The organism is Paenibacillus sp. J5, from assembly GCF_054955055.1.
On record NZ_JBUEDD010000006.1, the window covers coordinates 156,714 to 180,655 of the forward strand.

Genomic DNA, 23,942 nt, shown 5'->3' on the forward strand with positions numbered 1-23,942 from the left:
CCGAATTGGGGCGCTCCTGCCAAGGGGCGCCACAGGTATGTACGGCTTGTCTTTCACACTGTATAGGGGAGGCTCATAAATGTCGGACAAGAAGCCTGAGGAGGACAAGCGCAGCTTACGTCTGAGCAGGCAGACGATCGAGACCCTGCTGTGGCTGCTTGTCATTATGGGGTTGCTCGTGCTCGTGCTTCAGGCCATGGGCTATCTGAGCTGGTTCCAGCTCCTTAAAGGAAAGGCCGCAATCATCGGGCTGGCTGTGATCGGGGTGGCTCTGCTGGCAGGGGCGGTGTACAGCTACCTCCAGAGCAGGAGGCTGCGTGAGGCAGTGCGGAAGCTGGCCGAGAATCAAGCCCGTGGCTTCAGGGCGGTCACGCTGCTGAATGGAGATGGTGGCGAGGATGATGCCCAGCAGGAGGAAAATAAGATATGGAAAGAGAAGGTTAAATTCACGGCGGTCATCGAGGAGCGGCAGCGTCTCGCGCGCGAGCTCCATGATGCAGTCAGTCAGCAGCTATTCGCCATCTCGATGACGGCGACAGCGGTAGGCCGAACACTCGACAAGGACTTCGAGCGGGCCCGTCGCCAAGTGGAGCTGATTGAGGAGATGGCCTCCGTAGCTCAATCCGAGATGCGCGCCTTGCTGCTTCATCTGCGCCCGATTCATCTGGACGGGAAGAATCTTGGACAGGCGCTGGGAGCGCTGCTGGATGAGCTGAAGCAGAAGGTGGCCATGGACATCCAACTGGAGTATGATCCGACGATTCATCTGATGACAGATGCGGAGGATCACTTGTTCCGAATCGTTCAGGAGGCGTTGTCGAATACATTGCGCCACGCTCGCGCCACAGCGATGGAGATTAGACTCCTTCGTTATGGCAAGCAGATTCATCTGCTGTTGAGGGACAATGGCGTAGGCTTTGATCTGGAGGACAAAAAGCAGACCTCCTACGGCTTGCTGACGATGGAGGAGCGCGTTCACGAGATGGGCGGTACGATGGAGCTTCGTTCTGCTCCGGGAGAGGGAACGACCATCGAAATCTGGATACCGGTTCTGACCGATGAGAGGGGAAGCGAATAGACGATGGAGATGGAGATCGAGCAACCGATTAAAGTGCTATTGGTCGACGATCATGAGATGGTGCGAATCGGTCTGGCGGCTGTGTTGGATACAGAGGATGGCATTGAGGTGGTCGGGGAAGCCAGCAACGGCCAGGACGGCATACGGATGGCTCAGGCGTATCGACCGGACATTGTTCTCATGGATCTGGTCATGGAGGGGATGGATGGCGTAGAGACGACCCGTCGTCTGCTGGAGCTGTACCCGGAATGTAAGGTCATCGTATTGACAAGCTACATTGACGACAGCAAGATGTATCCGGTCATTGAGGCAGGCGCCTTCAGCTATCTGCTTAAGACCTCCCGTGCAAGCGAGATTGCCGATGCGATCCGCGCAGCGGCGCGCGGGCAATCGGTGCTGGAGTCGCAGGTGGCGGCCAAGATGATGAATCGCTTCCGCCAGCCGCAGACGCCGAAGCAGAAGCTGGCGCATGAGGATTTGACGGATCGGGAGATGGAGGTGCTGTGCCGACTTGCGGAGGGCAAGTCCAATCAGGAGATCGCCGACGAGCTGTTCATTGGTATCAAGACGGTGAAGTATCATATTACCAACATCTTCTCCAAGCTGGGTGTGGAGGATCGTACTCAAGCGGCCATTTATGCCCACAAGCATGGGTTAGCGGAGTAGGTAGACGTCCGTTAGAGGTTAGCGGCTGTAGCCGCTCTGGGCGGGTTTAGCTGAGAGACGCGTAGAGCTGGGTGACCTGTATTATTCTATCAAGCGAGCAAGACGGCTGAGTTTGCCGTCTTTTTTCATTTGTGTAAATTTTTATTTAATAATTCGCGACGTTCATGTATACTATAATCGTCTCACAGCATTCAATTTACGGGTGAGCGCTATGAAATGAAAGCGTATTCTTGTGGTGAAAGATCAAGCTGAAGGGAGATGAGGCGACACCTGCACAAGTACAGATATAACAGCCGGTATCGGAGTGATGAGAGCAACGATATTGTTATAGAACGATGAACAAATGAATGAGGAGGATGTTTATGTTGAAATCTACATTGTTAAAAGGCGGCATTATGCTGACCTTATTCAGCTCCCTGCTGGCGATCCCGGTATCGCCAATCGTACAGGCGGCCGACGCCAACTGTCCTAATGGCTACGTTGCGCTTACCTTTGATGATGGGCCAAGCCCAGGCAATACCACGAATCTGCTGAATGCTCTTAAGCAAGCCGGGTTGCGGGCTACACTATTCAATATCGGTCGAAATGCGCAAAATCATCCAGCACTGGTGCGAGATCAGGTGGCGGCCGGGATGTGGATTGGCAACCACTCCTTTACCCATCCCAACATGACATCAATGAGCAGCGCACAGATGGCATCGGAAATCACACAGACACAGCAAACGATTCAGTCGATAACTGGAAGCGCTCCCAAGCTGTTCCGCCCTCCTTATGGGGCTACGAATGGAACGCTGCGATCCGTCATCAGCCAGAATGGTCTGACCGAGGTGCTATGGAATGTCGATTCCCTGGATTGGAACGGAGCGTCCACCGCTCAGATCGCTGCCGCGGCAAACCGGCTGCAAAACGGAGATGTCATGCTGCTGCATGAGCAGTTTCAAAATACGATTCGGGCCATTCCACAGATCGCCCAAAACCTGAAAAATCGCGGTCTTTGTGCGGGCATGATCTCTCCGTCAACGGGGCGGGCGGTCGCTCCTGATGGCGGCTCCTCCAATCCCCCCGGCACCGCAACGAGAATTGAAGCCGAGCAAATGACCAAAAGCGGCACCTACGCCTCCAATATTAGCTCGCCTTTTAGTGGTGTTGCCTTGTATGCCAACGGTGACTCGGTTAAATTCACACAATATTTTGGATTGGGTACCCATAACTTCTCCCTTCGGGGTGCTTCTAATAATGCAAATATGGCTAGAGTTGACTTGCGAATCGGAGGTCAGTTGAAGGGAACCTTCTACTTTGGCGGCTCCTCTCCCGCAGTCTATACCCTGAATAACGTCAGCCACGGCACCGGCAATCAGGAGATTGAGCTGATCGTTACCGCCGATAACGGGACCTGGGATGCCTATCTAGATTATCTGGAGATTCATTAGAAGACGAATTCGAGTATGCACAGGGCATTCATGCTATAGTCAAAACATTTACAGCCGCTTTGTCCAATGCTGAGTCCAGCAGGGCAAGGCGGCTGTAATAGTCTGTGGCGATGGTTTTCGCGGCTGAATGAGGTCTTTGGGGACATAACTCCGCCTTAAGGTCAGCCCAAACCCCGACCTAAAGCTAGGTTGAAAAACCGCCGCAGGTCTGTTCTGCCAATTGTGAATTCATTCTACAATAAGTACATAAGCAAATGAGAAACGGATTCGAAAGGCGGTGAAGGAAATGATGAGAGAAAGAACATGGCTCGGAATATTGCTCGCGGTAGTGGGATTGTGGATTTTGCTCCCCATCATCGGCGTGACGATCGGTTGGCTGTTCAGTCTCCTGTTCCCATTGTTGCTGGTCGGGGTCGGGGTGATTGGCTGGAGGAACAACAATCATGTGATTGGCGGAGCATTCATGGCAGTCGGAGGTTTGCTGCTGATCGCCAAGCTGTCGAAGGTTATCTTCTTCATTTTGGCAGTGCTGCTGATTATGTGGGGTATCTCGCTGTTCCGGGGGAAAAGATATTAATAAACGAAGCATGCCAGTTGCTGTTGACCGGTAGCTGGCAACGATACGAACCAATACGTGAAGTAGAGATGGAGGCAGGCTAATGAGCTTAATGCGCAGAGTTCGGGATATGACAATCGCCACCTTGAATGATCGGCTGGACAAAGCCGAGGACCCGGTGAAGATGATCGACCGGTTTCTGAATAGCACCAAGGAGGAGCTGGTGAAGGCGGAGCAGCTCTATCGCGAATGTACCACTCATGCCCTCCAACTGAAGCGACAATGGCTTCAGGAGGAGGCGCAAAAGGAACGCAGGGAGCAGCAGGCGATGACGGCGCTTCAGGCCGGTGCAGAGGATGCAGCGCGCTCGGCGCTGCTGGATAAGACGATGCATGATGAGCGTTCAGCGCAATATAAGGAACTGTATGAGCAGAGCAAGGGGACGCTGGTCGAGCTGGAGAATCGGCTTGCAGAGCTCAAGAGCGAGTATGATGAGGCGGCAAGCAAGCGCAGCTATTATATGGCAAGGATGGAGTCGCTACGATTGCAGCAGCGTATGGCGCAGCGCAGTGCCGCGCTCGGTGGACCTGGAACAGAGGGGATGTTCCGCAGGCTGGAGGATCGCCTCACCGATCAGGAGCTGGAGGCGCAGAGCCTTCGTCAGTTGAGGCAGCAGGAACGGGACGGTACCTATGCCATGCGGCTAAGCCCTGAACAGCAGCCGCAGGTGGATATGGAGTTGGAACGCCTGAAGCAGAAGCTGAATTTAGATCAGTGATTGGATAGACGAAGAGGGGAGAGAACGGGATGACGAATCATCTATATCGGTCGAATACGGATCGAATGCTGCTCGGTGTCTGCGGCGGCTTAGCAAAACGGTATGCATTTGATGCTACGCTGCTGCGGGTAGTGCTTGCAGTCGGTTGCTTGTTCAGCGCTGGAACGCTGCTGCTGATCTATCTGATCTGCGCGGCCGTTATGCCGAAGGAGCGGTTGTACGCTGACAGCTACGGGATGGGCGGTGCAGGCTGGAATCATTGGGGAAGCGGGCCAGCCGCCGGAAACTATGGGGGTGCTCCGCATCAGGCTCCGACTACAGATGCAATGATGAATGACTTGGAGAAAGCGCAGTTGCGTAAGGAATTGGATCATTATCGTGCGAAGGTTGCACAATACGAGAAGGGAGAATGAGGACAATGAGCATTTTCAAACGGATGAAGGATATGACAAGAGCTTCGCTGAACGAGGTATTGGATAAGATGGAAGATCCGGTCATGATGCTGAACCAATATGTACGTGACATGGAAGCAGAGGTTCGTGAGGCGGAGGTTACCGTTGCCAAGCAGATGGCGAACGAGAAGCGGATGAAGCAGCGTTATGAGGGCGCAGTGCAAGGAGCGGCAACTGCACAGGAGCGTGCCGAGCAAGCGGTCATTGCAGGCGATGAGCTGGCGGCTCGCAAGCAACTGGAGGAGAAGCTGGTCTATGATCAGCAGGCCGAGCAGTTCTACTCGCTGTATGAGCAGAGCAAGGTGCAGGCTCAGCAACTGCGCGATGAGCTGGAGGAGATGAAGGCACAGCTTCAGGCGCTGCGCGCCAAGCGCACCGACCTGGCAGCTCGCGCTCAAGCAGCCAAGGCGAAGCAGCAGTTGTCTCAACTGAACGTTACTCATCATATCGAGGGCGGCAGCGCCGTTCGTGGCTTCACGCGGATGGAGGAGAAGATTATGCAACTGGAGGCTGAGGCCGAGGTGGCTCGCTTCCCAGGTAGCGGCGCCTATGCCCCGACTGCCCCGGCGGCGGCTCGTGATCCGCTCAAGCAGGTACAGGTGGATGAGCAGCTTGCAGCGCTCAAGCAGAAGCTTGGAGCTGGCACACAAGCCGAATAAGAGGGGCATGGCTGCAAGGCAGCCGCAACGCCCCCATCATATAAGCAGCCCCCCGAGGACATTGGGGGGCTGCTCTGCTGCGTACCGCGACTACTGTTGCGGCATACGTTCCCGTTCAAAGGCGACGATCCATTCACCTTGAGTAGAGGCATAGCCTTGATCGCCTTCGACCACAAGTCCGTAAAGCTGCTTCACATCGAGATATTCCCGGCGATCCCCGTTATCGAATTCCAACGTAATATAGTAATAAGTACGCGAGGAATGCGTCGGATGCATGGACCCATCCTGATGATGGTTATGGTTGGTGGTATGCTGTACTTCTGTCCGCTTGGCAACGATACGCGCGTAGCTGGACTCCCGCGGAGAGCGGGCGTTCTTCACATAACGGGCGCCGTTCATAACGATAATGCCGATGATGACTATGAATCCGATCACAATAAGAATCGGAACAAGCTCGAATAGAAAGTCCCCGCCCCCTGGCATGAACGAAGGTGCACCAAATCCTGACAAATTCTCTCTCCTCCATTTCTGTCTTTTTCTAGCGACGATCTACATACTATACGGAACTAAGGAGAGAAACGTTGCAGGAACGATCAGCAGCCCCTCATTTTGCACGTTCCCGTGGCACCTGTTAGCGGCTTGATGCTGCAGCCTTGCTAGAGTACTGCTCCACCAAAAAGGCGATCAGCGGATCAGGGGCGGTCTCTGCGAATTGGGCAGTGTCGCCAAATAACATGCCATAGGGCCGCTCCGAGGTGCAGGGATGCCAATCGGGCATCATGTCGCCTGTAGAGTCGGGGCCGTTGGGGTTGCCCGTGGCAATGAAATAGGACAAATAATTGCACATCTGACGGGCCAGGTCGTAGTGCTTGCCTACAAAGGGGCGCCAGCACTTGGCAAGCGTCTCGAAGAAAAACCACAGGTCCACCGAATGGAACGTTCCCGGCTGATCCCAGCCCGGAATTTCGGCATCGAAGTTATAATAATATAGCGAGGTGCCTTCCGGGTGCTCGCTGTTCGCGCGTACAGCAAGACGGATGGCGTATTCGATCATACGCACCGAAGCCTGCTTCAGCGCCTTATCAACATCACTGTCCTGTGCCTGGCACAGCTCAAGAAAGGTATCCGCCTGGTCGCCGAACAAGGTGTCGGCTAGCTCGCGAAGCTCCTTCATCGTAGCGGCAATCGGCTGGACGGTGAACTCGGAAGAGGTATGGCCGAGGAGGATCGGAACCATCTCACGCTGCTGCCGCATAAACAGCTCAAAGGGGCTGCCGAGGCAGAATTGACCATCAATGACGGTTCCCCAGAAACGATTGTACTCCAGTGTCTTATCCCGAATATAGGTGGCATCAAGCTGCCTGGCCTCTGCCAGCGTAGTGACGCCGAGGAAGTCGAAGAAGCGAACGCCCTCTTGCTCTGCTTCCGTTAGCCGAATCTTCTTGATAGGCATAGGATTGCCGGGATACACCTCCGTAATTAATCCGCTCAGGATGACTGCACGCTGGAATAGTCCGCGGTTGCAGGGAGCGGTCATATGGGTCAGCACACTGCCGCCGCCGGCGGACTGCCCGCCAATCGTAATCTGCTGCGGATCGCCGCCAAAGGCGGAGATGTTGCGCTTCACCCATTCCGTTGCGGCCTTCTGATCCAGATGCCCGAAGTTGGCGGGCGCATCGGGAGATTCTGCGCTAATCTCGGGATGACATAGGAAGCCTAGCGAATTCAGGCGATAATTGACCGTGACCACCACGATGCCCCTGCGAGCGATGCGCTCCCCGTCGAACTCCATCTCCGCGGTATGGCCAACCTGCAGTGCGCCGCCAAAGTACCAGACGAACACAGGCAGCTTCTCATCCGCGCGTTTGGCAGGCGTCCAGACGTTCAGATACAAGCAATCCTCATCCATAGGTATATCCGGGTCAACGGCCCATTCCCTGGTATAAATATTGTTATCGTCGATGACCGTTTTGGCCTGCATAGAGATGGGAGCGAATTCAAATGCTTTCAGCGTGCCCTCCCAATTCTGAGCCGGCTGCGGCGCGCGCCAGCGATTCTCCCCGACGGGCGGAGCTGCGAAGGGGATTCCCTTGTAGCTGGTAATGCGGGGGTCTGCGGCGGGCAGCCCTTGTACGATGCCATTTTCCACAATAACACTTCTTAGCAAGTGCACCTTCTCCTTCCTGAACCATAGTCTATGTGTTCAAGCGGAGCCTCATTGAGTCGTGGTGTTCCTATCCTTCCATGCAGTGGAGGCTTCTGCCCTTGTGTCCATCATACGCAAATCTGCCTCAAAATAACAATACAGGATTCGTAAGACGTCATTATGTGTCAGGTGTATGGTGTTGGTGTATTAAATGGCTGCTTGCTCCACATATTCTTAATATAAATAGGAGACGCAGTCTGCAGCACCCTGCTCGATTCAAGGTGCTTCCTGCGCGGGTCCACTGAACGAGAGGTGAAGCCGGATGTCGATCATGAGAACCATATTGCTGCATTTATCCAAAAGTCGCCTGGCCAATCAAGCAGCGCAGCGCTTCGGCCTGCGTCTAGGCGCAGAGCGGTTCGTGGCGGGACCGACGCTAGATGCAGCGATGAGAAAGGTCAGGGAGCTCAATAGCCGCGGACTGTTAGTGACGCTGGATCATCTAGGCGAATATGTGTTCAGCGAGGAGGAGGCTGATCGCGCGGCGGTGGCAGTCATCGAAGCGCTGGAGGCCATCCATGCGAGCGACGCACAGGCCAATGTCTCGCTCAAGCTCACTCAGCTTGGCCTGGATCTATCCTCTGGGCGCTGTCTCCAGCGTATGCGCGGCATCGTAGCTACAGCCAAGCGGCTGCACAGCTTCGTTCGCATCGATATGGAGGATTATGCCCATAATGAGCCTGCGATTGCGCTCTATGAGCGGCTCGTCTCGGATTATGGCCCGTATGTTGGCATTGTGCTGCAGGCTTATCTGTATAAGAGTCTGCAGGACATGGAGCGACTACATTCGTATGCGCCCAATTATAGGCTGGTCAAGGGAGCCTATAAGGAGCCGGAGGAGGTGGCCTTTCCGAATAAGGAGGATGTGGATCATAACTTCATCACAATGATAGAACGCCAGTTGCTAAGCGGCCACTATGCGGCTATAGCAACGCATGATGAGCAGATCATTAACCATGTGAAGCAATTCGTCAAGGTCAGTGGCATCACGCGGGAAAGGTATGAGTTCCAGATGCTGTATGGCATTCGTCCGGCGCTTCAGCAGCAGCTCGCAGATGAGGGCTATAAGGTGCGGATATACGTTCCCTATGGCGTGGATTGGTACGGATATTTTATGAGAAGGCTGGCGGAGCGCCCGGAGAATGTCCGGTTCGTGCTGCGCTCAATGCTCAAGCGATAAGTGAAGAAAGGTCTATTGCTGGATGTGGGTATGTTAATTTCCGAAATAGTTCTTTAATGTTTGTTTGTGGAGTGTTATACTATAAACGAACTAAAACATACTATTCAGGAGGTTTTTATACCATGGAAATTCGTCACGCTACGAATCCGACTGACATAAAGACATACACGACGGAAAGATTGAGAAAGGATTTTCTGATCGAAAATCTGTTCCAGGATGGCAAGGTCGAATTGGTGTATTCTCATTATGATCGGCTGATTGTCGGCGGTGCCGTGCCTGGGAAGGAGCCTTTGCAGCTTGAAGCAGCGGATCAACTGAAGACCGAATACTTCCTGGAGCGCCGTGAGGCCGGATTTCTCCATGTTGGCGGCGGAGATGCCGTCATCAAGGTGAACGGCGAAGTGTACGAGCTTGCCAAGCTGGATGCGCTGTATGTCGGCAAGGGTGTGCAGGATCTGACGCTGGAGAGCAAGGACAGCTCGAATCCGGCGCGCATCTACATCGTATCTGCGCCTGCACATGCGACATATCCAACAAGAAAGACGGGCGTTAACGAAGCGAATCCGCTGCATCTTGGCTCGATCGAGACATCGAACGAACGCACCATTTATCAATATATTCATGAGAACGGCGTACAGAGCTGTCAACTGATGCTCGGCGTTACCCTGTTCAAGCCGGGCAGCGTGTGGAATACGATGCCATCTCATGTGCATGACCGCCGGATGGAGGCTTATCTGTATTTCGATATGAATCAGGATACTCGCGTATTCCACTTCATGGGTGAGCCATCCGAGACTCGTCACCTGGTTGTGGCCAATGAGCAAGCGATTATCTCGCCGCCATGGTCGATCCATTCCGGGGCAGGAACGAGCAGCTATTCCTTCTGCTGGGCAATGGCTGGGGAAAACTACACCTTCAAGGATATGGATGTCGTCCCGATGGACGAGTTGAAATAATTTGAGGGGGAACCATTCATGCTGGCTGCACAGCGTCATCGAAACATTATAGAACGGCTGGAACAGGATGGAAGTGTTAGAGTATCCGAGCTGAGCGCATGGTTTCAGGTGACGGAGAAGACTGTCCGTGACGATCTGGAGAAGCTGGAGGAGAAGGGGCTGCTGAAGCGTATTCACGGCGGCGCTGTATCGGTAAGCGGGCAGGAAGACAGCCTGCTGCCGATGCAGATTCCTAACAGCCGGCACGGACAGGCTAAGGCAGCTATTGCGGAGCAGGCCCTGCGTTATATTGAGCCCGGGGATATTATTGCGCTGGATGCGGGCAGCACCACGCTTGAGATTGCCAAGCGGGTCAAGAATATTCCTATTACTGTCGTCACCAACGATCTGCTGATCATCCGTGAGCTGGCGCTCAAGGAGCAGATTCGCCTGGTAGTGCCTGGCGGCTACCGACACCATAATTTGCTCATTGGCGGCGAGGAGCAGGAGTGGATTAGCCGTCTGAATGTCCACAAGCTGTTTCTCTCGACAACCGGCATTCACATGGAATACGGGCTGACGATCTTTACCGAGGAGCTGGCCAGGCTGAAGAAGGTCTATATGTCCTGCGCCAAGAAAATTTACTGCGTGGCTGACCATAGCAAATTTGACAAGGGCGCATTAATTACATTTGCCGAACTGTCCGAGGTGGATGCGTATATAACCGACAGCGGGCTTAGCGAGGAAGTATTGGACAAGTACAGCATACTTGCAGCCAAGCTGATTCGGGCAGGGCGGTAGAAGGAGACGAAAGAGATGAGTTTGTTCGATCTGACAGGGAAGATTGCCGTCGTTACTGGCGCCGGGCGTGGACTGGGCAAGGCGGTAGCGCTCGGGCTGGCGGAGGCGGGCGCGGACATCGTGCTCGTGACGAACAGCACGCCGGCTAGCGATGTGCAGCGCGAGGTGGAGGCGCTCGGCAGACGAGCGCTGACTGTGCAGGCCAATGTGAGCGACCAGGCACAGCTCCCGACGATCATCGAGAAGACGCTGGAGCATTTTGGCCGGATTGATATTCTGGTCAATAACGCTGGCATCATCCGCCGCACGCCTGCGGCAGATCACAGCTTCGAGGATTGGAAGGATGTACTGGACATCAACCTCAATGCTGTGTTCACGCTGTGTCAGCTTGCAGGCCGCGAGATGATTCGCCAAGGCTCCGGCAAGATCATTAACATCGCCTCTATGCTGTCGTTCCAGGGCGGTATTAACGTGCCGGGCTATACGGCCAGCAAGCATGCGGTAGCTGGCCTGACGAAGGCGCTGGCGAACGAGTGGGCATCCAAGGGCGTGCAGGTCAATGCGATTGCGCCGGGCTACATGAGCACGGACAACACCGAAGCACTGCGCGACGATCCTGTGCGCAGCCGCCAGATTCTGGAGCGTATCCCGGCTGCCCGCTGGGGCGAGCTGCAGGATATGAAGGGGCCGGCTGTATTCCTTGCTTCCGCAGCAGGAGATTACATGAACGGTCATGTCCTGTGCGTGGACGGCGGCTGGATGAACCGTTAAGCCTACACAATCAAGCCGGAATTCCGAGCGTGGCTCGGAGCTCCGGCTATTTGACGTTGCAGCCTGTGTTGATACGGATACACCCGTCCGCCTGCCGTCGTGTAGCGAAGCGCAGTTCACCGGAAGTTGTCCGTGGATTGGAAGCTGTGCACTAGGTAGCGACGTTAACGATAAGACTGATGACCCATAGCAGGAGCAGTAGATACAGGCCATCTGTTCCTTGCCTTATCGGTATCGACACTCCGAAAACTTGCCCGCTCCCTATGAAAAAGCCTACAATATTAAGTGGATATAGTGTGACATCACAGACAATGTACGCTCACTAGAAAGGAAGAATCCGATGAGGCTGATTCGGCGGTTGCTTGTTACGGTTGCCGTGCTGCTCGTGCTGCTGGGACTGGCAGTCTGGGGAGCAGTGCGCTATGTTGCCCCGCAGGAGGAACTCAACCTGGAGTCAACTCCGTTGCTGCTGGAGAAGAAGGTGCTGGAGATGGCCATAGAGCTGAAGCCGGAGATGACGCTGAGCTCCGAGGAGCTGAACCAGCTTATTAAGGGGTACCTGCGGCAAAATCCCCGGGTTGGCAGCCATCTGTTGCTGGATGGAGCGGATTTTAATCTGGAAGGAAATCTGTTGTCCGCCCGCGTCAACGTGACCTACATGGGGCTAGTGCAGGCAGGCGCCACGGCGCAGTATGAGCTGAACTGGGACAAGCCCTATCTTCGGGCGATCCCTCAGCGGCTTACGGTTCGCTCGCTTGACCTCCCGGCTTCCTGGCTGGAGGCATTCGAGGTTCCTCTCAACAAGGAACTGCCAGAGTGGGTCAAGATCAGTAAGGTGGCCTTCGACGATTCGCAGATACGGGTTGGCTTCCAGGCTGCATGGCCAAGCGCTGGATGGATGCTTGAGCGGCTGCGAGAGCTGCGAGATTGAGATTTCATGAAAAAAATCAATCAAAAGACTTGAAAAATGCTGCTTAAATTAGTATTATAAAAATGGTTATTAGCACTAAGCGTTGTCGAGTGCTAATAAAATTGATGAAGCATAACATTTCAAAAGGAGGCTATTTTTTCATGATCAGACCTTTAGGTGAACGCGTATTGATCGAGCCGATCGCGAAAGAGGAGACGACTGCTAGCGGCATCGTTCTGCCGGATACAGCAAAAGAGAAGCCGCAAGAAGGTAAAGTAATCGCAGTAGGAAGCGGTTCGGTTAAGGACGGAGTCCATGTAGCTCTGGAAGTTAAAGAAGGCGACCGTGTCATCTTCTCCAAATACGCTGGCACAGAGATCAAATACGAAGGCAAAGAGTATTTGATTATGAAGGAAAGCGACATTCACGCGATCTTGGGATAAGCCCACGTTTTGAAACCACATAGATGATTGAAATTTACTTACGCTTGACACAATAGAAGGAGGGTATTCAACTCATGGCTAAAGAGATTAAATTTAGTGAAGACGCTCGCCGCGCGATGCTGCGCGGGGTGGATGCACTGGCTAATGCAGTTAAAGTGACACTTGGTCCTAAAGGCCGCAACGTGGTATTGGAGAAAAAATTCGGCAGCCCGCTGATTACGAACGACGGTGTATCCATCGCGAAGGAAATCGAGCTGGAAGATGCATTCGAGAACATGGGCGCTCAACTGGTTAAAGAAGTAGCGACCAAAACAAATGACGTAGCTGGTGACGGTACGACAACAGCAACGGTTCTGGCACAAGCGATGATCCGCGAGGGTCTGAAAAACGTAACGGCTGGAGCTAACCCGATGGTAATCCGCAAGGGCATCGAAAAAGCAGTCCGCGCTGCTGTAGAAGAGCTCAAGACGATTGCGAAGCCAATCGAAGGCAAGCAGTCGATCGCTCAAGTTGCGGCGATCTCTTCGGCTGACGACGAAGTAGGTCAACTGATCGCTGAAGCGATGGAAAAAGTGGGCAATGACGGTGTGATCACGGTTGAGGAGTCCAAGGGCTTCATCACCGAGCTGGAAGTTGTGGAAGGCATGCAGTTCGACCGCGGCTACATCTCGCCTTACATGATTACTGATACCGATAAAATGGAAGCTGTTCTGGATAACCCATACATCCTCATTACAGACAAGAAGATCACCAACATTCAGGAGATTCTGCCTGTACTGGAGAAGGTTGTCCAATCCGGCAAGCAACTGCTGATCATCGCTGAGGACATCGAAGGCGAAGCGCTGGCAACTCTGGTTGTCAACAAGCTGCGCGGCACATTCACTTGCGTAGGCGTGAAGGCTCCAGGCTTTGGCGACCGTCGCAAAGCGATGCTGCAAGACCTGGCTGCCCTGACTGGCGGTCAAGTAATTACCGAGGAGCTGGGACTGGATCTGAAATCCACAGCAGTGGAGCAGCTCGGATCTGCGCGCCAAGTTCGCGTAACGAAAGAAAACACGATCGTTGTCGATGGAAGCGGCGACTCCGCAGACATCCTCGCTCGTGTGAACCAAATTAAAGCACAACTGGAAGACACCACTTCCGAGTTCGATCGCGAGAAGCTGCAAGAGCGTCTGGCGAAGCTCGCTGGCGGCGTAGCGGTAATCAAGGTCGGCGCAGCAACCGAGACTGAACTGAAAGAGCGCAAGCTGCGCATCGAGGATGCCCTGAACTCCACTCGTGCTGCGGTTGAAGAAGGCATCGTATCCGGTGGCGGTACAGCTCTGGTTAATGTATACAATGCTGTTGCTGCTGTTCAAACCAATGGCGACGAGCAGACGGGCGTGAACATCGTTCTGCGCGCGCTGGAAGAGCCTGTGCGCACGATTGCTGCGAACGCAGGTCAAGAAGGCTCTGTCATTGTAGAGCGTCTGAAAAACGAAAAAATCGGCGTAGGCTACAACGCAGCGACTGGCGAGTGGGTTGACATGTTCGAAGCTGGAATCGTTGACCCTGCGAAGGTAACACGTTCCGCACTGCAAAACGCAGCATCCGTTGCCGCGATGTTCCTGACAACTGAAGCTGTTGTAGCAGACAAACCGGAAAAAGAAAAACCAGCTATGCCTGACATGGGCGGCATGGGTGGAATGGGTGGTATGGGCGGCTTCTAAGAAGCTCCCTGACAGATATGAGGCTGCAGATCATCGTGATCTGCAGCCTCTATGCATTTATTCGAGGAAACGGCATCATCGCTTGAGCCAGGTACGGGGCGGGGCTGTCCAGAAGTCGGTGTAACGGACTTCTGGCAGCCCCTTTATTCATATGCAGGAATGTTGGCGTGGAGCGGAAGGCTGCAACGCTGTAAAGAAATTGTGTCAGTTTTTTTTCAGCCGAATCTGTTACAATGAAGCCATAAGCTTAGGATGAATAGGGGCGCGCGTAATTGAGAGGGACTCGATTATTCAGGCTAACAACGTTTGGCCTGTTTTTTTTATTACCGTTAGCTGTACTCTCAGCTATGTTCATGTATACGCAGCCCGACCGCAGTGCACCGATTGCCGTGCGCGGTGTCCTGGATCTATCCCGTTGGGAGCTGCATAGTCGGAGCATCGTCGCGCTGGATGGGGAATGGGAGTACTATGAGGGGGTGCTGCTGAAGCCGGAACAGATCGAGGCGGAGCGCAAGCGTAAGGTGAAGACGGTCTATTCCGTCGTGCCGGACGTTCTGGAAGGATACGGGAATGCCACCTATCGCCTTAGGATCAAGCTGCCTCCCGATGGACAACAATACTACAGCTTGAAGATGTCCAATATTCGAACGGCTCATTCGCTCTATCTGAATGGCAAGCGTGAGGGCGGAAGCGGCGTTCCTGCACTGCAGGAGGAGGATGGCACATCCTCTAATACACCGTATGTGACGGTTGTCCGTCCCGATGGGGATGAACTGGAGATTGTCATCATGGTCTCCAATTATATTAATGTTAACCGAGGCATCATTAATTCGATCGTTTTTGGATCGTATACCTCCATCACGATGATGGATAGCCTCCAAGTAGGCACAGAGATCGCGCTGCTGCTGCTCATGTTTATCTTCGGAACGTATCATTTAAGTCATTATTATTTTTCAAGGCGCGAGCGTCTCTATCTGTTGAGCGGACTGTACTTGATCTCACAGACCGGGGCATTTGTATTATATGGCGAAAAGCTGTTCCAGCGGCTCTTGCCTGGATTGCCCTTCGAGTTTACATACAAGCTGCTGGATATGGCTTCATTTAGCACCAGCCTGCTGCTGCTGGAGCTGCTATGCTCCGTGGAGCCGCGGCTGTTCAGCAAAAAAATGCGTATTGTGCTGATTTTCCCGGCCATGGTATATATGGGGTTCGTAGTTGCTCTGCCTTATAAAGTACATATACAATACAAAGCTCTCTTTATGTACTACCTGTTTGTATTTATTAATGTGCTGATTGTTCGATTGCTAATTACGCTGGTCAGCTCCAGCCGTAAGGAGACGCGGCTGGAGCTGCTGGTGTTCATGCTTGCCAGCGGCGGCATGATGGTCTATCTGGTCAATACGAGTCTACATTCTCAGAACTGGGTCACCTCTAATGTATGGGGACGAGTCGGGCTGGTCGGCTTTATTTTATGCCTGAACGCTTTTCTGGCGCTGCGCTTCGCCCGGGCCTACGAACGGACAGAGCAGCTCACCCGTCAACTGATGGCGGCCAATGAGCTGAAGGATGAATTTCTGATGCATACCTCGCATGAGATGAAGACCCCTCTGCATGGCATCATTAATATGACCTCTAATTTGCTGGAGGATCGTGAAGGCACACTCACAGACAGGCAAAAGAAGCAGCTCTGGCTCGTCCATGATACCTCCTCCAAGCTATCGATGCTCATTCACGATCTGCTCGATGTGACACGCTTAAAATATGGCGAGCTGCGGCTGTCACCAGCGATCGTCGATGTACGGGTGGCGGTGCAGATTGTGATGGATATGCTTCAGTTCGAGCTTGCAGGCAAGCCGATTGTACTCGATAATCGCGTGCGCTCCGGCATGTATGCGCTAGCCGATGAGAACCGCATCCGGCAGGTGTTGTATAATCTGATTCATAACGCGATCCATCATACGGAGCAAGGTCGTATCCAGGTCATTGCCCGCACGGACGGCTCGATGCTGCATATTACGGTCGAGGATACAGGCCGCGGCATTCCAGCGAACCGACATGAATCGATCTTCGAGGAATTTGTTCAGCTAGAGCTGCCGCAGGACAAGGACAGCTATTCGGGGATGGGCGTCGGGCTGTACCTGAGCCGCAAGCTAATCGAGCAGATGGGCGGTAAAATATGGGTGGACTGGTCCGTGCCAGGCGAGGGCACGCGCATATCCTGTACGCTGCCCACTGCGGCCTCGATTGCCGGATTACAGGATACGGCAGTTGCAGGCGCAGGCGGCATGGGGCAGCGACTGCGTCGCGAGGAGGAGCCGCTGGATCAGCTTCAGGAGCATCCGCATACGATTCTCCTTGTCGATGATGAGCGCTCCAATATTCAGTTGCTGCTGTATCTGCTGCGCGATGAGCCGTATAATGTGTTGACGGCTTTCTCCGCCAGCGAGGCATTGGATAAGATGCATGAGCATGGCGCCGTAGACCTCGTGCTGCTGGACGTCATGATGCCAGGCATCTCAGGGCTGGAGCTGTGCCGTAGATTGCGGGAGCAGCATTCCATACTGGACTTGCCGATTCTGTTCGCTACGGTGAAGGATGCGCCGCGAGACATTGCGCTCGGCTTCGAAGCGGGAGCGAATGATTATGTGACCAAGCCGTTCGAGGCGAACACGCTGCTGGCGAGAATCCATACACTGATCTCTATGAGAAGCTCGATTCAAGAGGCGATTCGCAATGAGCTAGCATTCCATCAGGCTCAGATCAAGCCGCATTTTCTGTATAATGCGCTAAGCAGTGTCATCTCGTTCTGTTATACAGACGGGGAACGGGCTGCCTATCTGCTCTCGATGCTAAGTCAATATTTACGGTATATCCTGGAGCTGGATCGTTCGGAGCTGTATGCTCCGCTAAGTCGTGAGCTGGAGTTGATCCACGCTTATGTGGAGATTGAAAAGGCCCGATTCGGCGATCGGTTCACCTTCCTGTGCGAGACAGGGGAGGAATTGGAGGCGTGTCTCATTCCTTCGTTGTCGATACAGCCCTTTGTGGAGAATGCGATCCGTCATGGCTTGTTCGAGATGGAGGAGGGCGGCGAGGTGCTGCTGCGCATCCATCAAGCAGGCAACTGCCTGCGTATTACGGTGCAGGATAACGGGATCGGCATCCCAGACGAGCAATTATATCGACTGCTGAATGAAGAGGATGAGAATAGAGGAATAGGAATTACCAATATTCGCAAGCGGCTGCGGATGATTCCGGGTGCGACGTTGAATATGGATTCCGAGATTGGACAGGGTACCAAAATTACGATGTTTATTCCGGTGGAGCCGTCGTAGATGGGAGGGGAGTCGTATGTATCGGGCTGTCATTGTTGAGGATGAGAAACCTATATTGGAGCTTATGAAGGTGCTGATCGGGCGTCATCCGGGCTTTACCATCGTGGGCGGTTTTGTCAGTCCGCTGGAGGCTGCGGATGCCATCCCCTCTCTACAGCCAGATGTTGTGTTTCTGGATGTCGAGATGCCCAGAATGAATGGCGTGGAGCTGGCGCAGCAACTGCGTGCGGACTTGCCGCGCCTTGCCATTATTTTCACAACTGCTTATAAAGATTACGCTGTCGATGCGTTCGGCGTACAGGCGCTGGACTATCTGCTTAAGCCAGTGACGCCAGCCGCCATCGAGCGTGTAACCGCCCGCCTGCGAAGCCGGGGTGTCGTGACGGAAGCGGTGAATGATGCGCCCAAGCCTGTCAAGCCTGCTCCGCCTAAGGCGAGCAGCGTGATCACTTGCTTAGGTGGCTTTGAGTTAAAAAATAGTCAGGGGCAGACGATCAAGTTTCGTACACGCAAGGCAGAGGAGCTGCTGGCCTACTTTCTCTGTCATCCAGATAAAGAAATTAGCAAATGGCAACTGATTGAAATGCTATGGCCGGAGATGGACGAGGAGCGATCCTTGCCGAACTTGCATACCTCTATCTATTCGCTCAAAAAAATGCTCAAGGAACTGGGGCTGGCCTGCGACATACAGAAGACAATCGAGGGCTACCGCTTCAATGCAGGCGCCATCCAATATGACTTGTTGCTGTATTTGAGATGGGACAGAGATAACGGGGGCGGTCTGGAGCCGCAAGAACGATTCCCTTATATGGAACGGCTCGCAACCTTATACAAGGGGCCATTGTTCACAGGCAAGCCCTATGCGTGGAGCGCGGCGCTGGTGGAGTCTTGCGACCGAATCTATCTGAATCTGGTTCATGAGCTGGTGCAGCGGGATCTGGATCGCCATGAGCTCGAGCCGGTGGAGAGGCGGCTGGAGGCATGCCTGATGTGGCATCCATTGAATGAACGACTCAACGCGATCCGGCTTGAGCTGTATGCCCGGCGTAAAAACTGGGAAGGTCTTAGGCGCCATTATGCTCGCTTCGCCTCAATGTATCGGGAGGAGATGGGGATGGAGCCGCCGGAGGAGCTGTCGGCGCAGGTAGAGCGTGATCTGGCAGGGCTGCAGCGACATTGACAACACCAGCAGGATTCACTATACTAATATTTAACTTCATATCTGGTATGCAATGAATGAGCAAGTAGCGGGTCGTCCCTGTCTTCAGAAAGCCAAGGGTAGATGGAACTTGGCACACACGACGCTGTGAAGTACACTCAGGAGTATCTTGGGTAATGCCAAGCGGAATGGCTAACGATAGCACAGCTAAGAGTGGCATAGCGGCACCATGGGTGACGTCATGCAATTTGGGTGGTAACACGGTTATGACATCGTCCCTGCGTCTACACTAGACGAGGGGCGATTTTTTTTGTATTACAAGGAAAATATATTAAGAAGGGGCTATATACGATGAACATATTAGATGAGCTGGAGTGGCGCGAAGCGATTAACCAGCAGACAGATGCCGAGGGGTTAAGCAAACTGTTGGAGGAAAAATCCGTATCGCTCTACTGCGGGGTCGATCCGACAGGCGATAGTATGCATGTCGGGCACCTCATTCCATTTATAATGCTCAAGCGATTCCAACTGGCTGGCCATCGCCCTGTCATTCTCATTGGCGGCGCGACAGGGACGATCGGCGACCCGAGCGGACGGCAGTCCGAGCGGACGCTCCAGACGCTGGAGCAGGTGCAGGAGAACGTGGCGAAGCTGACTGCACAGATGAAGAAACTGTTCATGACAGAAGGCGATAACCAACTGCGTCTGGTCAACAACTATGACTGGATTCATAAGATTAATGTCATTGAATTTTTACGTGATTACGGCAAAAATTTCAGCATCAATACGATGCTCGCGAAGGACATCGTGGCGAATCGGCTGGAGACAGGCATCTCGTTCACCGAGTTCTCCTATCAGATTCTGCAATCCCTTGACTATCATCATCTGTTCTGTGAGGAGGATGTGCAACTGCAGCTTGGCGGCTCGGATCAGTGGGGGAACATTACGAGTGGTCTGGATCTCATTCGGAGGAAGGAAGGCTCGGAGGCCAAGGCATTCGGTCTGACGATCCCTCTGATGCTCAAGGCCGATGGCACGAAATTCGGCAAGTCGGCGGGCGGCGCAGTATGGCTTGACCCAGAGAAGACGACTCCATATGAGTTCTACCAGTTCTGGACCAACACGGATGACCGGGATGTGATTAAATACCTGAAATACTTCACCTTCCTGGACAAAGCGGCGATCGAGGCACTGGAGGAGCAGGTGAGAACGGAGCCGCATAAGCGCGCAGCGCAGATCGCGCTGGCCGAGGAGATGACCCGGTTCGTGCATGGCGAGGAGATGCTCAGTCAGGCGAAGCGCATAACCGCCGCGCTGTTCAGCGGTGACATCAAGTCACTGACGGCTGACGAGATCGAGCAAGGCTTCAAGGAGATGCCTGCCTATGAAGCGTCCAAAGAGTCCAAGAACATCATCGATTGGCTAGTGGACATCGGTATCGAGCCGTCCAAGCGTCAGGCGCGCGAGGACATTAAGAGCGGCGCTATCTCGCTCAATGGCGAGCGTGTGCAGGAGCAGGAGCTGGACGTGACCGCTGATCATGCGATCGAGGGCAAGTTCATCATCGTCCGCAAAGGCAAGAAGAGCTACTCGCTGGTACGGCTAGTATAGCGAATATGAATGGCAAGACGGCAACGCCCGCAGAATGCATCTGCCTGCACGGTTCATGTGCAGGGATGCTTCTGCGGGCGTTGCTGTTTTTTTTGGATTAGTCTGCCGGGAGAGAAGGCGAGGGTGGGACTCTTATTCGCCAGCGGCTACCGGAAGCGGGTTCCGAACGATTTTGACATCGTAGAAGGAAATTTTGTTATCCAGGATGTAGTCTGGAATATTGCGATGAGCATGAGATTCCTTGAAGGCAGAGCTGCGCGTCCAGGCTTGGAAGGCGTCCTTGGATACCCAGCGTGTGCTGACAGTGACCTCTTCAAACTCCTTCGTATTCTGTGTCAGCATCACCTCCAGACCGAGGAAGCCCTCCATTTCTTCTACCTTGCCTACGCGGTCAAAACGCTCAATGAGCAGATGGGCATTGCCCGGCTTGATTTTGCTGGTGTTAGTAACGATAACCATATGGTCACACTCTCCTAATCGTTTTGTTTTTAAAGGAACAATGACGGGGTAGCCGTCCTCGAACTTGATTTTGGCGTCGATCTCATAGACATGCTGGAAAAACTCGCGAGTGAGCAGCGACTCCGGTTGACCGGAGGTCACGATGCGCCCTTGCTTCATCGCGATCAGATGATCACAATAATGGGCGGCTTGCTGTAGATCATGGAGCACCAGCAGAACCGTTATCCCGTACTCCTGGTTGATGCGCTGCAGCGTCTCCATCACATCCAACTGATGGGCAATGTCCAGATAAGTGGTCGGCTCATCCAGCAGCAAAATATCGGTCTTCTGTGCGAGTGCCATCGCGATTCTGGCCTTCTGCTGCTCTCCGCCCGACAGCGTCTGGAGCATGCGCCCCTCGTGACGCCTGGTTCCGGTGATGTCCAGCGCCCACTCGATCACCTCTGTATCCTCGGGTGTGAGTCGGCTGCGGAACATGCCCTTATGCGGAGAACGCCCATAAGCGACCAGCTCCCGCACCGTCAGCTCCGGCAGCCAGTCCCTGGACTGAGGCAGCATCGAGACGGTGGTGGCCAGCTCCTTGGCAGCGTACTCCTTGGCCTGTCGCTGTCCAATCCACACCTCGCCTCCGTCCGGGACGAGCAGCCGGGTGATAAGCTTGAGCATCGTTGATTTACCGGAGCCGTTAGGCCCGACGATCGCAGTCATCTTGCCTTGCGGAATGGAGACTGATATATCCGCCAGCTTGAAGTGGCCCCGGTTAAGCTCGACATGGTGGGTCATAATCGCTGTCATCACATCATCCTCCGTTTCTTCAACAGATATAGAAAGAATGGTGCGCCCAGAGCAGCTAGCAGGATACCTACCGGCAGCTCAATCGGGTCGAACCACGAGCGGGCGACCGTGTCCGCGAAGACGACCAGTGCTGCGCCAGACAGGATGGACAGTGGCAGCAGATAGCGATAATCCTCGCCGATCATCAGGCGGATGGCGTGCGGCACAACCAGCCCGACAAATCCGATCAGGCCAGCGACACTGACGGCAGTGCCGGCCAGAAATGCCGCGAGCAATATGATCAGAAAACGCTGAAGCTCTACCCGCTGTCCCAGCAGTTGCGCAGAATCGTCGCCAAGCTGCAGCAGATTGGCTGGCTTGATGACGGTAAAGGTGAGCAGCAGGCCAACGAGAGCATACGGCGCCATAAAGCTGAACTCGTACCAGCTCTTGCCGTTCAGTCCGCCGGACAGCCAAGGCAGAACGGCCTGTACCCGATCGCTGTAGATCACCATGAAGCCATTGGTCGCCGCGCCCAGCAGCGCGTTGATGGCAACTCCCGCCAGAATGATCTTCAAGGGGGAGGCGCCGTTATCCCAAGCTAATCCATAGATGATCATGGCCGTGCACAGAGCGCCTATGAAGGCAGCGGCGGGTAGCAGATACCCGAACTGCGGCAGCACGATCATCGTTATGATCGCAGCGAGGCCACCGCCCGCCGAGACCCCGATAATACCCGGATCAGCGAGCGGATTCTTCATCACCCCCTGCAGCAGGGCGCCGGATGCCGCCAGGCAGCCCCCAACCAGCAAGCCGATGAGCACGCGGGGCAGGCGCAGATCCATAACAATCTTCTCATGAGCCGGCTGACCGCCGCCCATCCATACGCTCCAGATTTCAGCCGGGGAGATCGATACAGAGCCATAACCCAGACCATATAAGGATACGAGCAACACGGCACAGGGGATGATAGCCCATGCCCATTTTCTCCGTCGGCTGCGCTGATCTGCATTCATCACGGGGCTGCCGCCTCACTCCGAATGGCCTGGAGTGTATCCAGCGCCTCCATCACTCTCGCCCCCGGGTTGCTTCCGAACAGATCGGATGGGAGCACGGTCACGCGGTTGTTGACGACCGCATCGATGCTGTTCCAGGCCGGATTGCGCTCCATCTCGGTCAGGAATCCTGCTGTAACCTCCTCCGGGTTGCCATGACCCATAATAAACACATATTGCGGGTTGGCCTCAATGATGCGCTCCGTGCTTAACTGGGCGTATTGGGGATAGTTCTCCAGGCTCGGGTAGCCTGCGGCGATATTGGTGAAGCCGACCAGCTCCGCGATATTGCCGCTAATCGAATTCGGCAGCGCCGCCATATAGGTACCCGGAGCGCCGTAGACGATAAGGGCGCGCAGCTGATCCGCAGGCTGGGCGCTCTGTAGCTGAGCGATCCTGGCATCCAGCTCCTGAATCAGCTCCTGCGCCTTGGCTGTCTTATCCAGCAAGGCCCCCAGCAGCTCAATCTGGCGCTTGATGTCGTCGACGGAATTAGCCGAGGTCAGCATCATCTGAGAGCCGACGCTCTCTACTGCCGCAATATCCTTGCTGTTAAGCGGCTCGTTGCCTAGCACAACCTCGGGTTGAAGCAGGGCTAGCTTCTCCAAATCTATGCTGTGGGTCGTACCAATCTGAGGAACGGACTCCGCTTCGGGTACGGCGACATGTGAGCTGGTTGGTCTCCCGACCAGTGTGCCGCCCAGGGCATAGACCGTGTTCAGATCCCCATTGCTTAGCGCTGCAATACGGACAGGCGGAGCAGAGAACGCAAGGCTGCGTCCGGCAAAATCGGTAATGTGAACGGCCATAGCCGTTGATTCAGCCGAGGGGTTGACCGAGCCAGCCGATGCGGTAGTGCTCGCTTCATGTGATGCACAGCCTGTAGAGAGAGTAAATATAGCTGCACAGAGCAACATCAGGGTAATTAATCTCGTTCTCACTGCAGCCTCCTGAGTAGGGATAAAGTAATTCAGT

22 protein-coding genes are annotated in these 23,942 nt (G+C 54.2%); 17 read left to right on the forward strand and 5 right to left on the reverse strand.

Annotated elements, in window-relative coordinates:
• The first annotated feature begins 79 nt into the window (after nucleotides 1-79).
• The 7 genes from ACY1JZ_RS13100 (at nucleotide 80) to ACY1JZ_RS13130 (ending at nucleotide 5,619) form a co-directional block, all read left to right on the forward strand.
• Nucleotides 80-1,078 carry a sensor histidine kinase gene (locus ACY1JZ_RS13100; RefSeq protein WP_270165927.1) on the forward strand — a complete coding sequence of 333 codons (999 nt, stop codon included), beginning with the start codon at nucleotides 80-82 and terminating at the stop codon, nucleotides 1,076-1,078.
• 3 nt (nucleotides 1,079-1,081) lie between these two features.
• Nucleotides 1,082-1,744 carry a response regulator transcription factor gene (locus tag ACY1JZ_RS13105; protein ID WP_462629539.1) on the forward strand — a complete coding sequence of 221 codons (663 nt, stop codon included), beginning with the start codon at nucleotides 1,082-1,084 and terminating at the stop codon, nucleotides 1,742-1,744.
• Between the two features lie 362 nt (nucleotides 1,745-2,106).
• Nucleotides 2,107-3,174 carry a polysaccharide deacetylase family protein gene (locus tag ACY1JZ_RS13110; RefSeq protein WP_462629540.1) on the forward strand — a complete coding sequence of 356 codons (1,068 nt, stop codon included), beginning with the start codon at nucleotides 2,107-2,109 and terminating at the stop codon, nucleotides 3,172-3,174.
• A gap of 286 nt (nucleotides 3,175-3,460) precedes the next feature.
• Nucleotides 3,461-3,751, forward strand: a complete 291-nt coding sequence (locus tag ACY1JZ_RS13115) for a hypothetical protein (RefSeq protein ID WP_270165924.1) — start codon at nucleotides 3,461-3,463, stop codon at nucleotides 3,749-3,751.
• An 82-nt stretch (nucleotides 3,752-3,833) separates the two neighbouring features.
• Complete coding sequence (locus tag ACY1JZ_RS13120) at nucleotides 3,834-4,508, forward strand: PspA/IM30 family protein (RefSeq protein ID WP_270165922.1); 675 nt, start codon at nucleotides 3,834-3,836, stop codon at nucleotides 4,506-4,508.
• 29 nt (nucleotides 4,509-4,537) lie between these two features.
• Nucleotides 4,538-4,921, forward strand: coding sequence for a PspC domain-containing protein (locus tag ACY1JZ_RS13125; protein WP_462629541.1), 384 nt, complete (start codon nucleotides 4,538-4,540; stop codon nucleotides 4,919-4,921).
• Nucleotides 4,922-4,926: 5 nt separating this feature from the next.
• Nucleotides 4,927-5,619, forward strand: coding sequence for a PspA/IM30 family protein (locus ACY1JZ_RS13130; protein ID WP_270165918.1), 693 nt, complete (start codon nucleotides 4,927-4,929; stop codon nucleotides 5,617-5,619).
• A 90-nt stretch (nucleotides 5,620-5,709) separates the two neighbouring features.
• On the opposite strand, the gene ACY1JZ_RS13135 is transcribed toward ACY1JZ_RS13130, so the two are convergent.
• Both ACY1JZ_RS13135 and ACY1JZ_RS13140 read right to left on the reverse strand, forming a co-directional pair.
• Complete coding sequence (locus ACY1JZ_RS13135; protein WP_270172653.1) at nucleotides 5,710-6,102, reverse strand: DUF2500 domain-containing protein; 393 nt, start codon at nucleotides 6,100-6,102, stop codon at nucleotides 5,710-5,712.
• A 148-nt stretch (nucleotides 6,103-6,250) separates the two neighbouring features.
• The gene (locus ACY1JZ_RS13140; protein WP_462629542.1) at nucleotides 6,251-7,786 is read right to left on the reverse strand and encodes a carboxylesterase/lipase family protein; all 1,536 of its coding nucleotides are present in this window, start codon (nucleotides 7,784-7,786) and stop codon (nucleotides 6,251-6,253) included.
• A gap of 301 nt (nucleotides 7,787-8,087) precedes the next feature.
• Here ACY1JZ_RS13140 and ACY1JZ_RS13145 point away from each other — a divergent pair, with 301 nt between their 5' ends.
• The 10 genes from ACY1JZ_RS13145 to tyrS all read left to right on the forward strand — a co-directional run bounded on the left by ACY1JZ_RS13145 (nucleotide 8,088) and on the right by tyrS (nucleotide 20,679).
• Entirely contained in the window at nucleotides 8,088-9,005 is a 918-nt protein-coding gene (locus ACY1JZ_RS13145) for a proline dehydrogenase family protein (protein WP_462629543.1), read from the forward strand.
• Between the two features lie 122 nt (nucleotides 9,006-9,127).
• Complete coding sequence (kduI, locus tag ACY1JZ_RS13150) at nucleotides 9,128-9,961, forward strand: 5-dehydro-4-deoxy-D-glucuronate isomerase (protein ID WP_270165909.1); 834 nt, start codon at nucleotides 9,128-9,130, stop codon at nucleotides 9,959-9,961.
• 18 nt (nucleotides 9,962-9,979) lie between these two features.
• Nucleotides 9,980-10,741, forward strand: coding sequence for a DeoR/GlpR family DNA-binding transcription regulator (locus ACY1JZ_RS13155; protein ID WP_270165908.1), 762 nt, complete (start codon nucleotides 9,980-9,982; stop codon nucleotides 10,739-10,741).
• 15 nt (nucleotides 10,742-10,756) lie between these two features.
• Nucleotides 10,757-11,512 carry a 2-dehydro-3-deoxy-D-gluconate 5-dehydrogenase KduD gene (gene kduD, locus ACY1JZ_RS13160; RefSeq protein WP_270165907.1) on the forward strand — a complete coding sequence of 252 codons (756 nt, stop codon included), beginning with the start codon at nucleotides 10,757-10,759 and terminating at the stop codon, nucleotides 11,510-11,512.
• A gap of 340 nt (nucleotides 11,513-11,852) precedes the next feature.
• A complete protein-coding gene (locus tag ACY1JZ_RS13165) occupies nucleotides 11,853-12,443 on the forward strand; it encodes a hypothetical protein (RefSeq protein WP_462629544.1) in 591 nt (196 codons plus the stop codon).
• Between the two features lie 140 nt (nucleotides 12,444-12,583).
• Nucleotides 12,584-12,865 carry a co-chaperone GroES gene (gene groES / locus ACY1JZ_RS13170; RefSeq protein WP_270165903.1) on the forward strand — a complete coding sequence of 94 codons (282 nt, stop codon included), beginning with the start codon at nucleotides 12,584-12,586 and terminating at the stop codon, nucleotides 12,863-12,865.
• Nucleotides 12,866-12,939: 74 nt separating this feature from the next.
• Complete coding sequence (gene groL / locus ACY1JZ_RS13175; protein ID WP_270165901.1) at nucleotides 12,940-14,574, forward strand: chaperonin GroEL; 1,635 nt, start codon at nucleotides 12,940-12,942, stop codon at nucleotides 14,572-14,574.
• A gap of 347 nt (nucleotides 14,575-14,921) precedes the next feature.
• On the forward strand, nucleotides 14,922-17,909 hold the full coding sequence (locus ACY1JZ_RS13180; protein WP_462629545.1) for an ATP-binding protein: 2,988 nt from the start codon (nucleotides 14,922-14,924) through the stop codon (nucleotides 17,907-17,909).
• Nucleotides 17,910-17,925: 16 nt separating this feature from the next.
• Complete coding sequence (locus ACY1JZ_RS13185) at nucleotides 17,926-19,089, forward strand: response regulator (protein ID WP_462629546.1); 1,164 nt, start codon at nucleotides 17,926-17,928, stop codon at nucleotides 19,087-19,089.
• Nucleotides 19,090-19,419: 330 nt separating this feature from the next.
• Nucleotides 19,420-20,679 (forward strand): tyrosine--tRNA ligase, encoded by a 1,260-nt coding sequence (gene tyrS / locus ACY1JZ_RS13190; RefSeq protein ID WP_462629547.1) that lies wholly within the window; start codon nucleotides 19,420-19,422, stop codon nucleotides 20,677-20,679.
• A gap of 132 nt (nucleotides 20,680-20,811) precedes the next feature.
• On the opposite strand, the gene isdG is transcribed toward tyrS, so the two are convergent.
• The 3 genes from isdG to ACY1JZ_RS13205 are packed head-to-tail and all read right to left on the reverse strand — an operon-like array spanning nucleotide 20,812 to nucleotide 23,884.
• Complete coding sequence (isdG, locus tag ACY1JZ_RS13195; RefSeq protein ID WP_462629548.1) at nucleotides 20,812-21,933, reverse strand: heme oxygenase; 1,122 nt, start codon at nucleotides 21,931-21,933, stop codon at nucleotides 20,812-20,814.
• The gene (locus ACY1JZ_RS13200) at nucleotides 21,933-22,928 is read right to left on the reverse strand and encodes a FecCD family ABC transporter permease (protein WP_462629549.1); all 996 of its coding nucleotides are present in this window, start codon (nucleotides 22,926-22,928) and stop codon (nucleotides 21,933-21,935) included. Before ACY1JZ_RS13200 ends, isdG begins: the two co-directional genes overlap by 1 nt.
• Entirely contained in the window at nucleotides 22,928-23,884 is a 957-nt protein-coding gene (locus ACY1JZ_RS13205; RefSeq protein WP_462629688.1) for an ABC transporter substrate-binding protein, read from the reverse strand. Before ACY1JZ_RS13205 ends, ACY1JZ_RS13200 begins: the two co-directional genes overlap by 1 nt.
• Nucleotides 23,885-23,942: the final 58 nt, after the last annotated feature.

What these genes read in the sequence shown, in the direction of transcription:
- ACY1JZ_RS13135 (WP_270172653.1), bottom strand. Translation starts at nt 6,102, where the DNA reads ATGCCAGGGGGCGGGGACTTTCTATTCGAGCTTGTTCCGATTCTTATT.
- ACY1JZ_RS13155 (WP_270165908.1), top strand. Translation starts at nt 9,980, where the DNA reads ATGCTGGCTGCACAGCGTCATCGAAACATTATAGAACGGCTGGAACAG.
- isdG (WP_462629548.1), bottom strand. Translation starts at nt 21,933, where the DNA reads ATGACAGCGATTATGACCCACCATGTCGAGCTTAACCGGGGCCACTTC.
- ACY1JZ_RS13115 (WP_270165924.1), top strand. Translation starts at nt 3,461, where the DNA reads ATGATGAGAGAAAGAACATGGCTCGGAATATTGCTCGCGGTAGTGGGA.
- ACY1JZ_RS13145 (WP_462629543.1), top strand. Translation starts at nt 8,088, where the DNA reads ATGTCGATCATGAGAACCATATTGCTGCATTTATCCAAAAGTCGCCTG.
- ACY1JZ_RS13105 (WP_462629539.1), top strand. Translation starts at nt 1,082, where the DNA reads ATGGAGATGGAGATCGAGCAACCGATTAAAGTGCTATTGGTCGACGAT.
- kduD (WP_270165907.1), top strand. Translation starts at nt 10,757, where the DNA reads ATGAGTTTGTTCGATCTGACAGGGAAGATTGCCGTCGTTACTGGCGCC.
- kduI (WP_270165909.1), top strand. Translation starts at nt 9,128, where the DNA reads ATGGAAATTCGTCACGCTACGAATCCGACTGACATAAAGACATACACG.
- ACY1JZ_RS13165 (WP_462629544.1), top strand. Translation starts at nt 11,853, where the DNA reads ATGAGGCTGATTCGGCGGTTGCTTGTTACGGTTGCCGTGCTGCTCGTG.
- ACY1JZ_RS13185 (WP_462629546.1), top strand. Translation starts at nt 17,926, where the DNA reads ATGTATCGGGCTGTCATTGTTGAGGATGAGAAACCTATATTGGAGCTT.
- ACY1JZ_RS13110 (WP_462629540.1), top strand. Translation starts at nt 2,107, where the DNA reads ATGTTGAAATCTACATTGTTAAAAGGCGGCATTATGCTGACCTTATTC.
- ACY1JZ_RS13200 (WP_462629549.1), bottom strand. Translation starts at nt 22,928, where the DNA reads ATGAATGCAGATCAGCGCAGCCGACGGAGAAAATGGGCATGGGCTATC.
- ACY1JZ_RS13125 (WP_462629541.1), top strand. Translation starts at nt 4,538, where the DNA reads ATGACGAATCATCTATATCGGTCGAATACGGATCGAATGCTGCTCGGT.
- ACY1JZ_RS13205 (WP_462629688.1), bottom strand. Translation starts at nt 23,884, where the DNA reads ATGTTGCTCTGTGCAGCTATATTTACTCTCTCTACAGGCTGTGCATCA.
- ACY1JZ_RS13180 (WP_462629545.1), top strand. Translation starts at nt 14,922, where the DNA reads ATGTTCATGTATACGCAGCCCGACCGCAGTGCACCGATTGCCGTGCGC.
- groES (WP_270165903.1), top strand. Translation starts at nt 12,584, where the DNA reads ATGATCAGACCTTTAGGTGAACGCGTATTGATCGAGCCGATCGCGAAA.
- ACY1JZ_RS13120 (WP_270165922.1), top strand. Translation starts at nt 3,834, where the DNA reads ATGAGCTTAATGCGCAGAGTTCGGGATATGACAATCGCCACCTTGAAT.
- ACY1JZ_RS13130 (WP_270165918.1), top strand. Translation starts at nt 4,927, where the DNA reads ATGAGCATTTTCAAACGGATGAAGGATATGACAAGAGCTTCGCTGAAC.
- groL (WP_270165901.1), top strand. Translation starts at nt 12,940, where the DNA reads ATGGCTAAAGAGATTAAATTTAGTGAAGACGCTCGCCGCGCGATGCTG.
- ACY1JZ_RS13100 (WP_270165927.1), top strand. Translation starts at nt 80, where the DNA reads ATGTCGGACAAGAAGCCTGAGGAGGACAAGCGCAGCTTACGTCTGAGC.
- tyrS (WP_462629547.1), top strand. Translation starts at nt 19,420, where the DNA reads ATGAACATATTAGATGAGCTGGAGTGGCGCGAAGCGATTAACCAGCAG.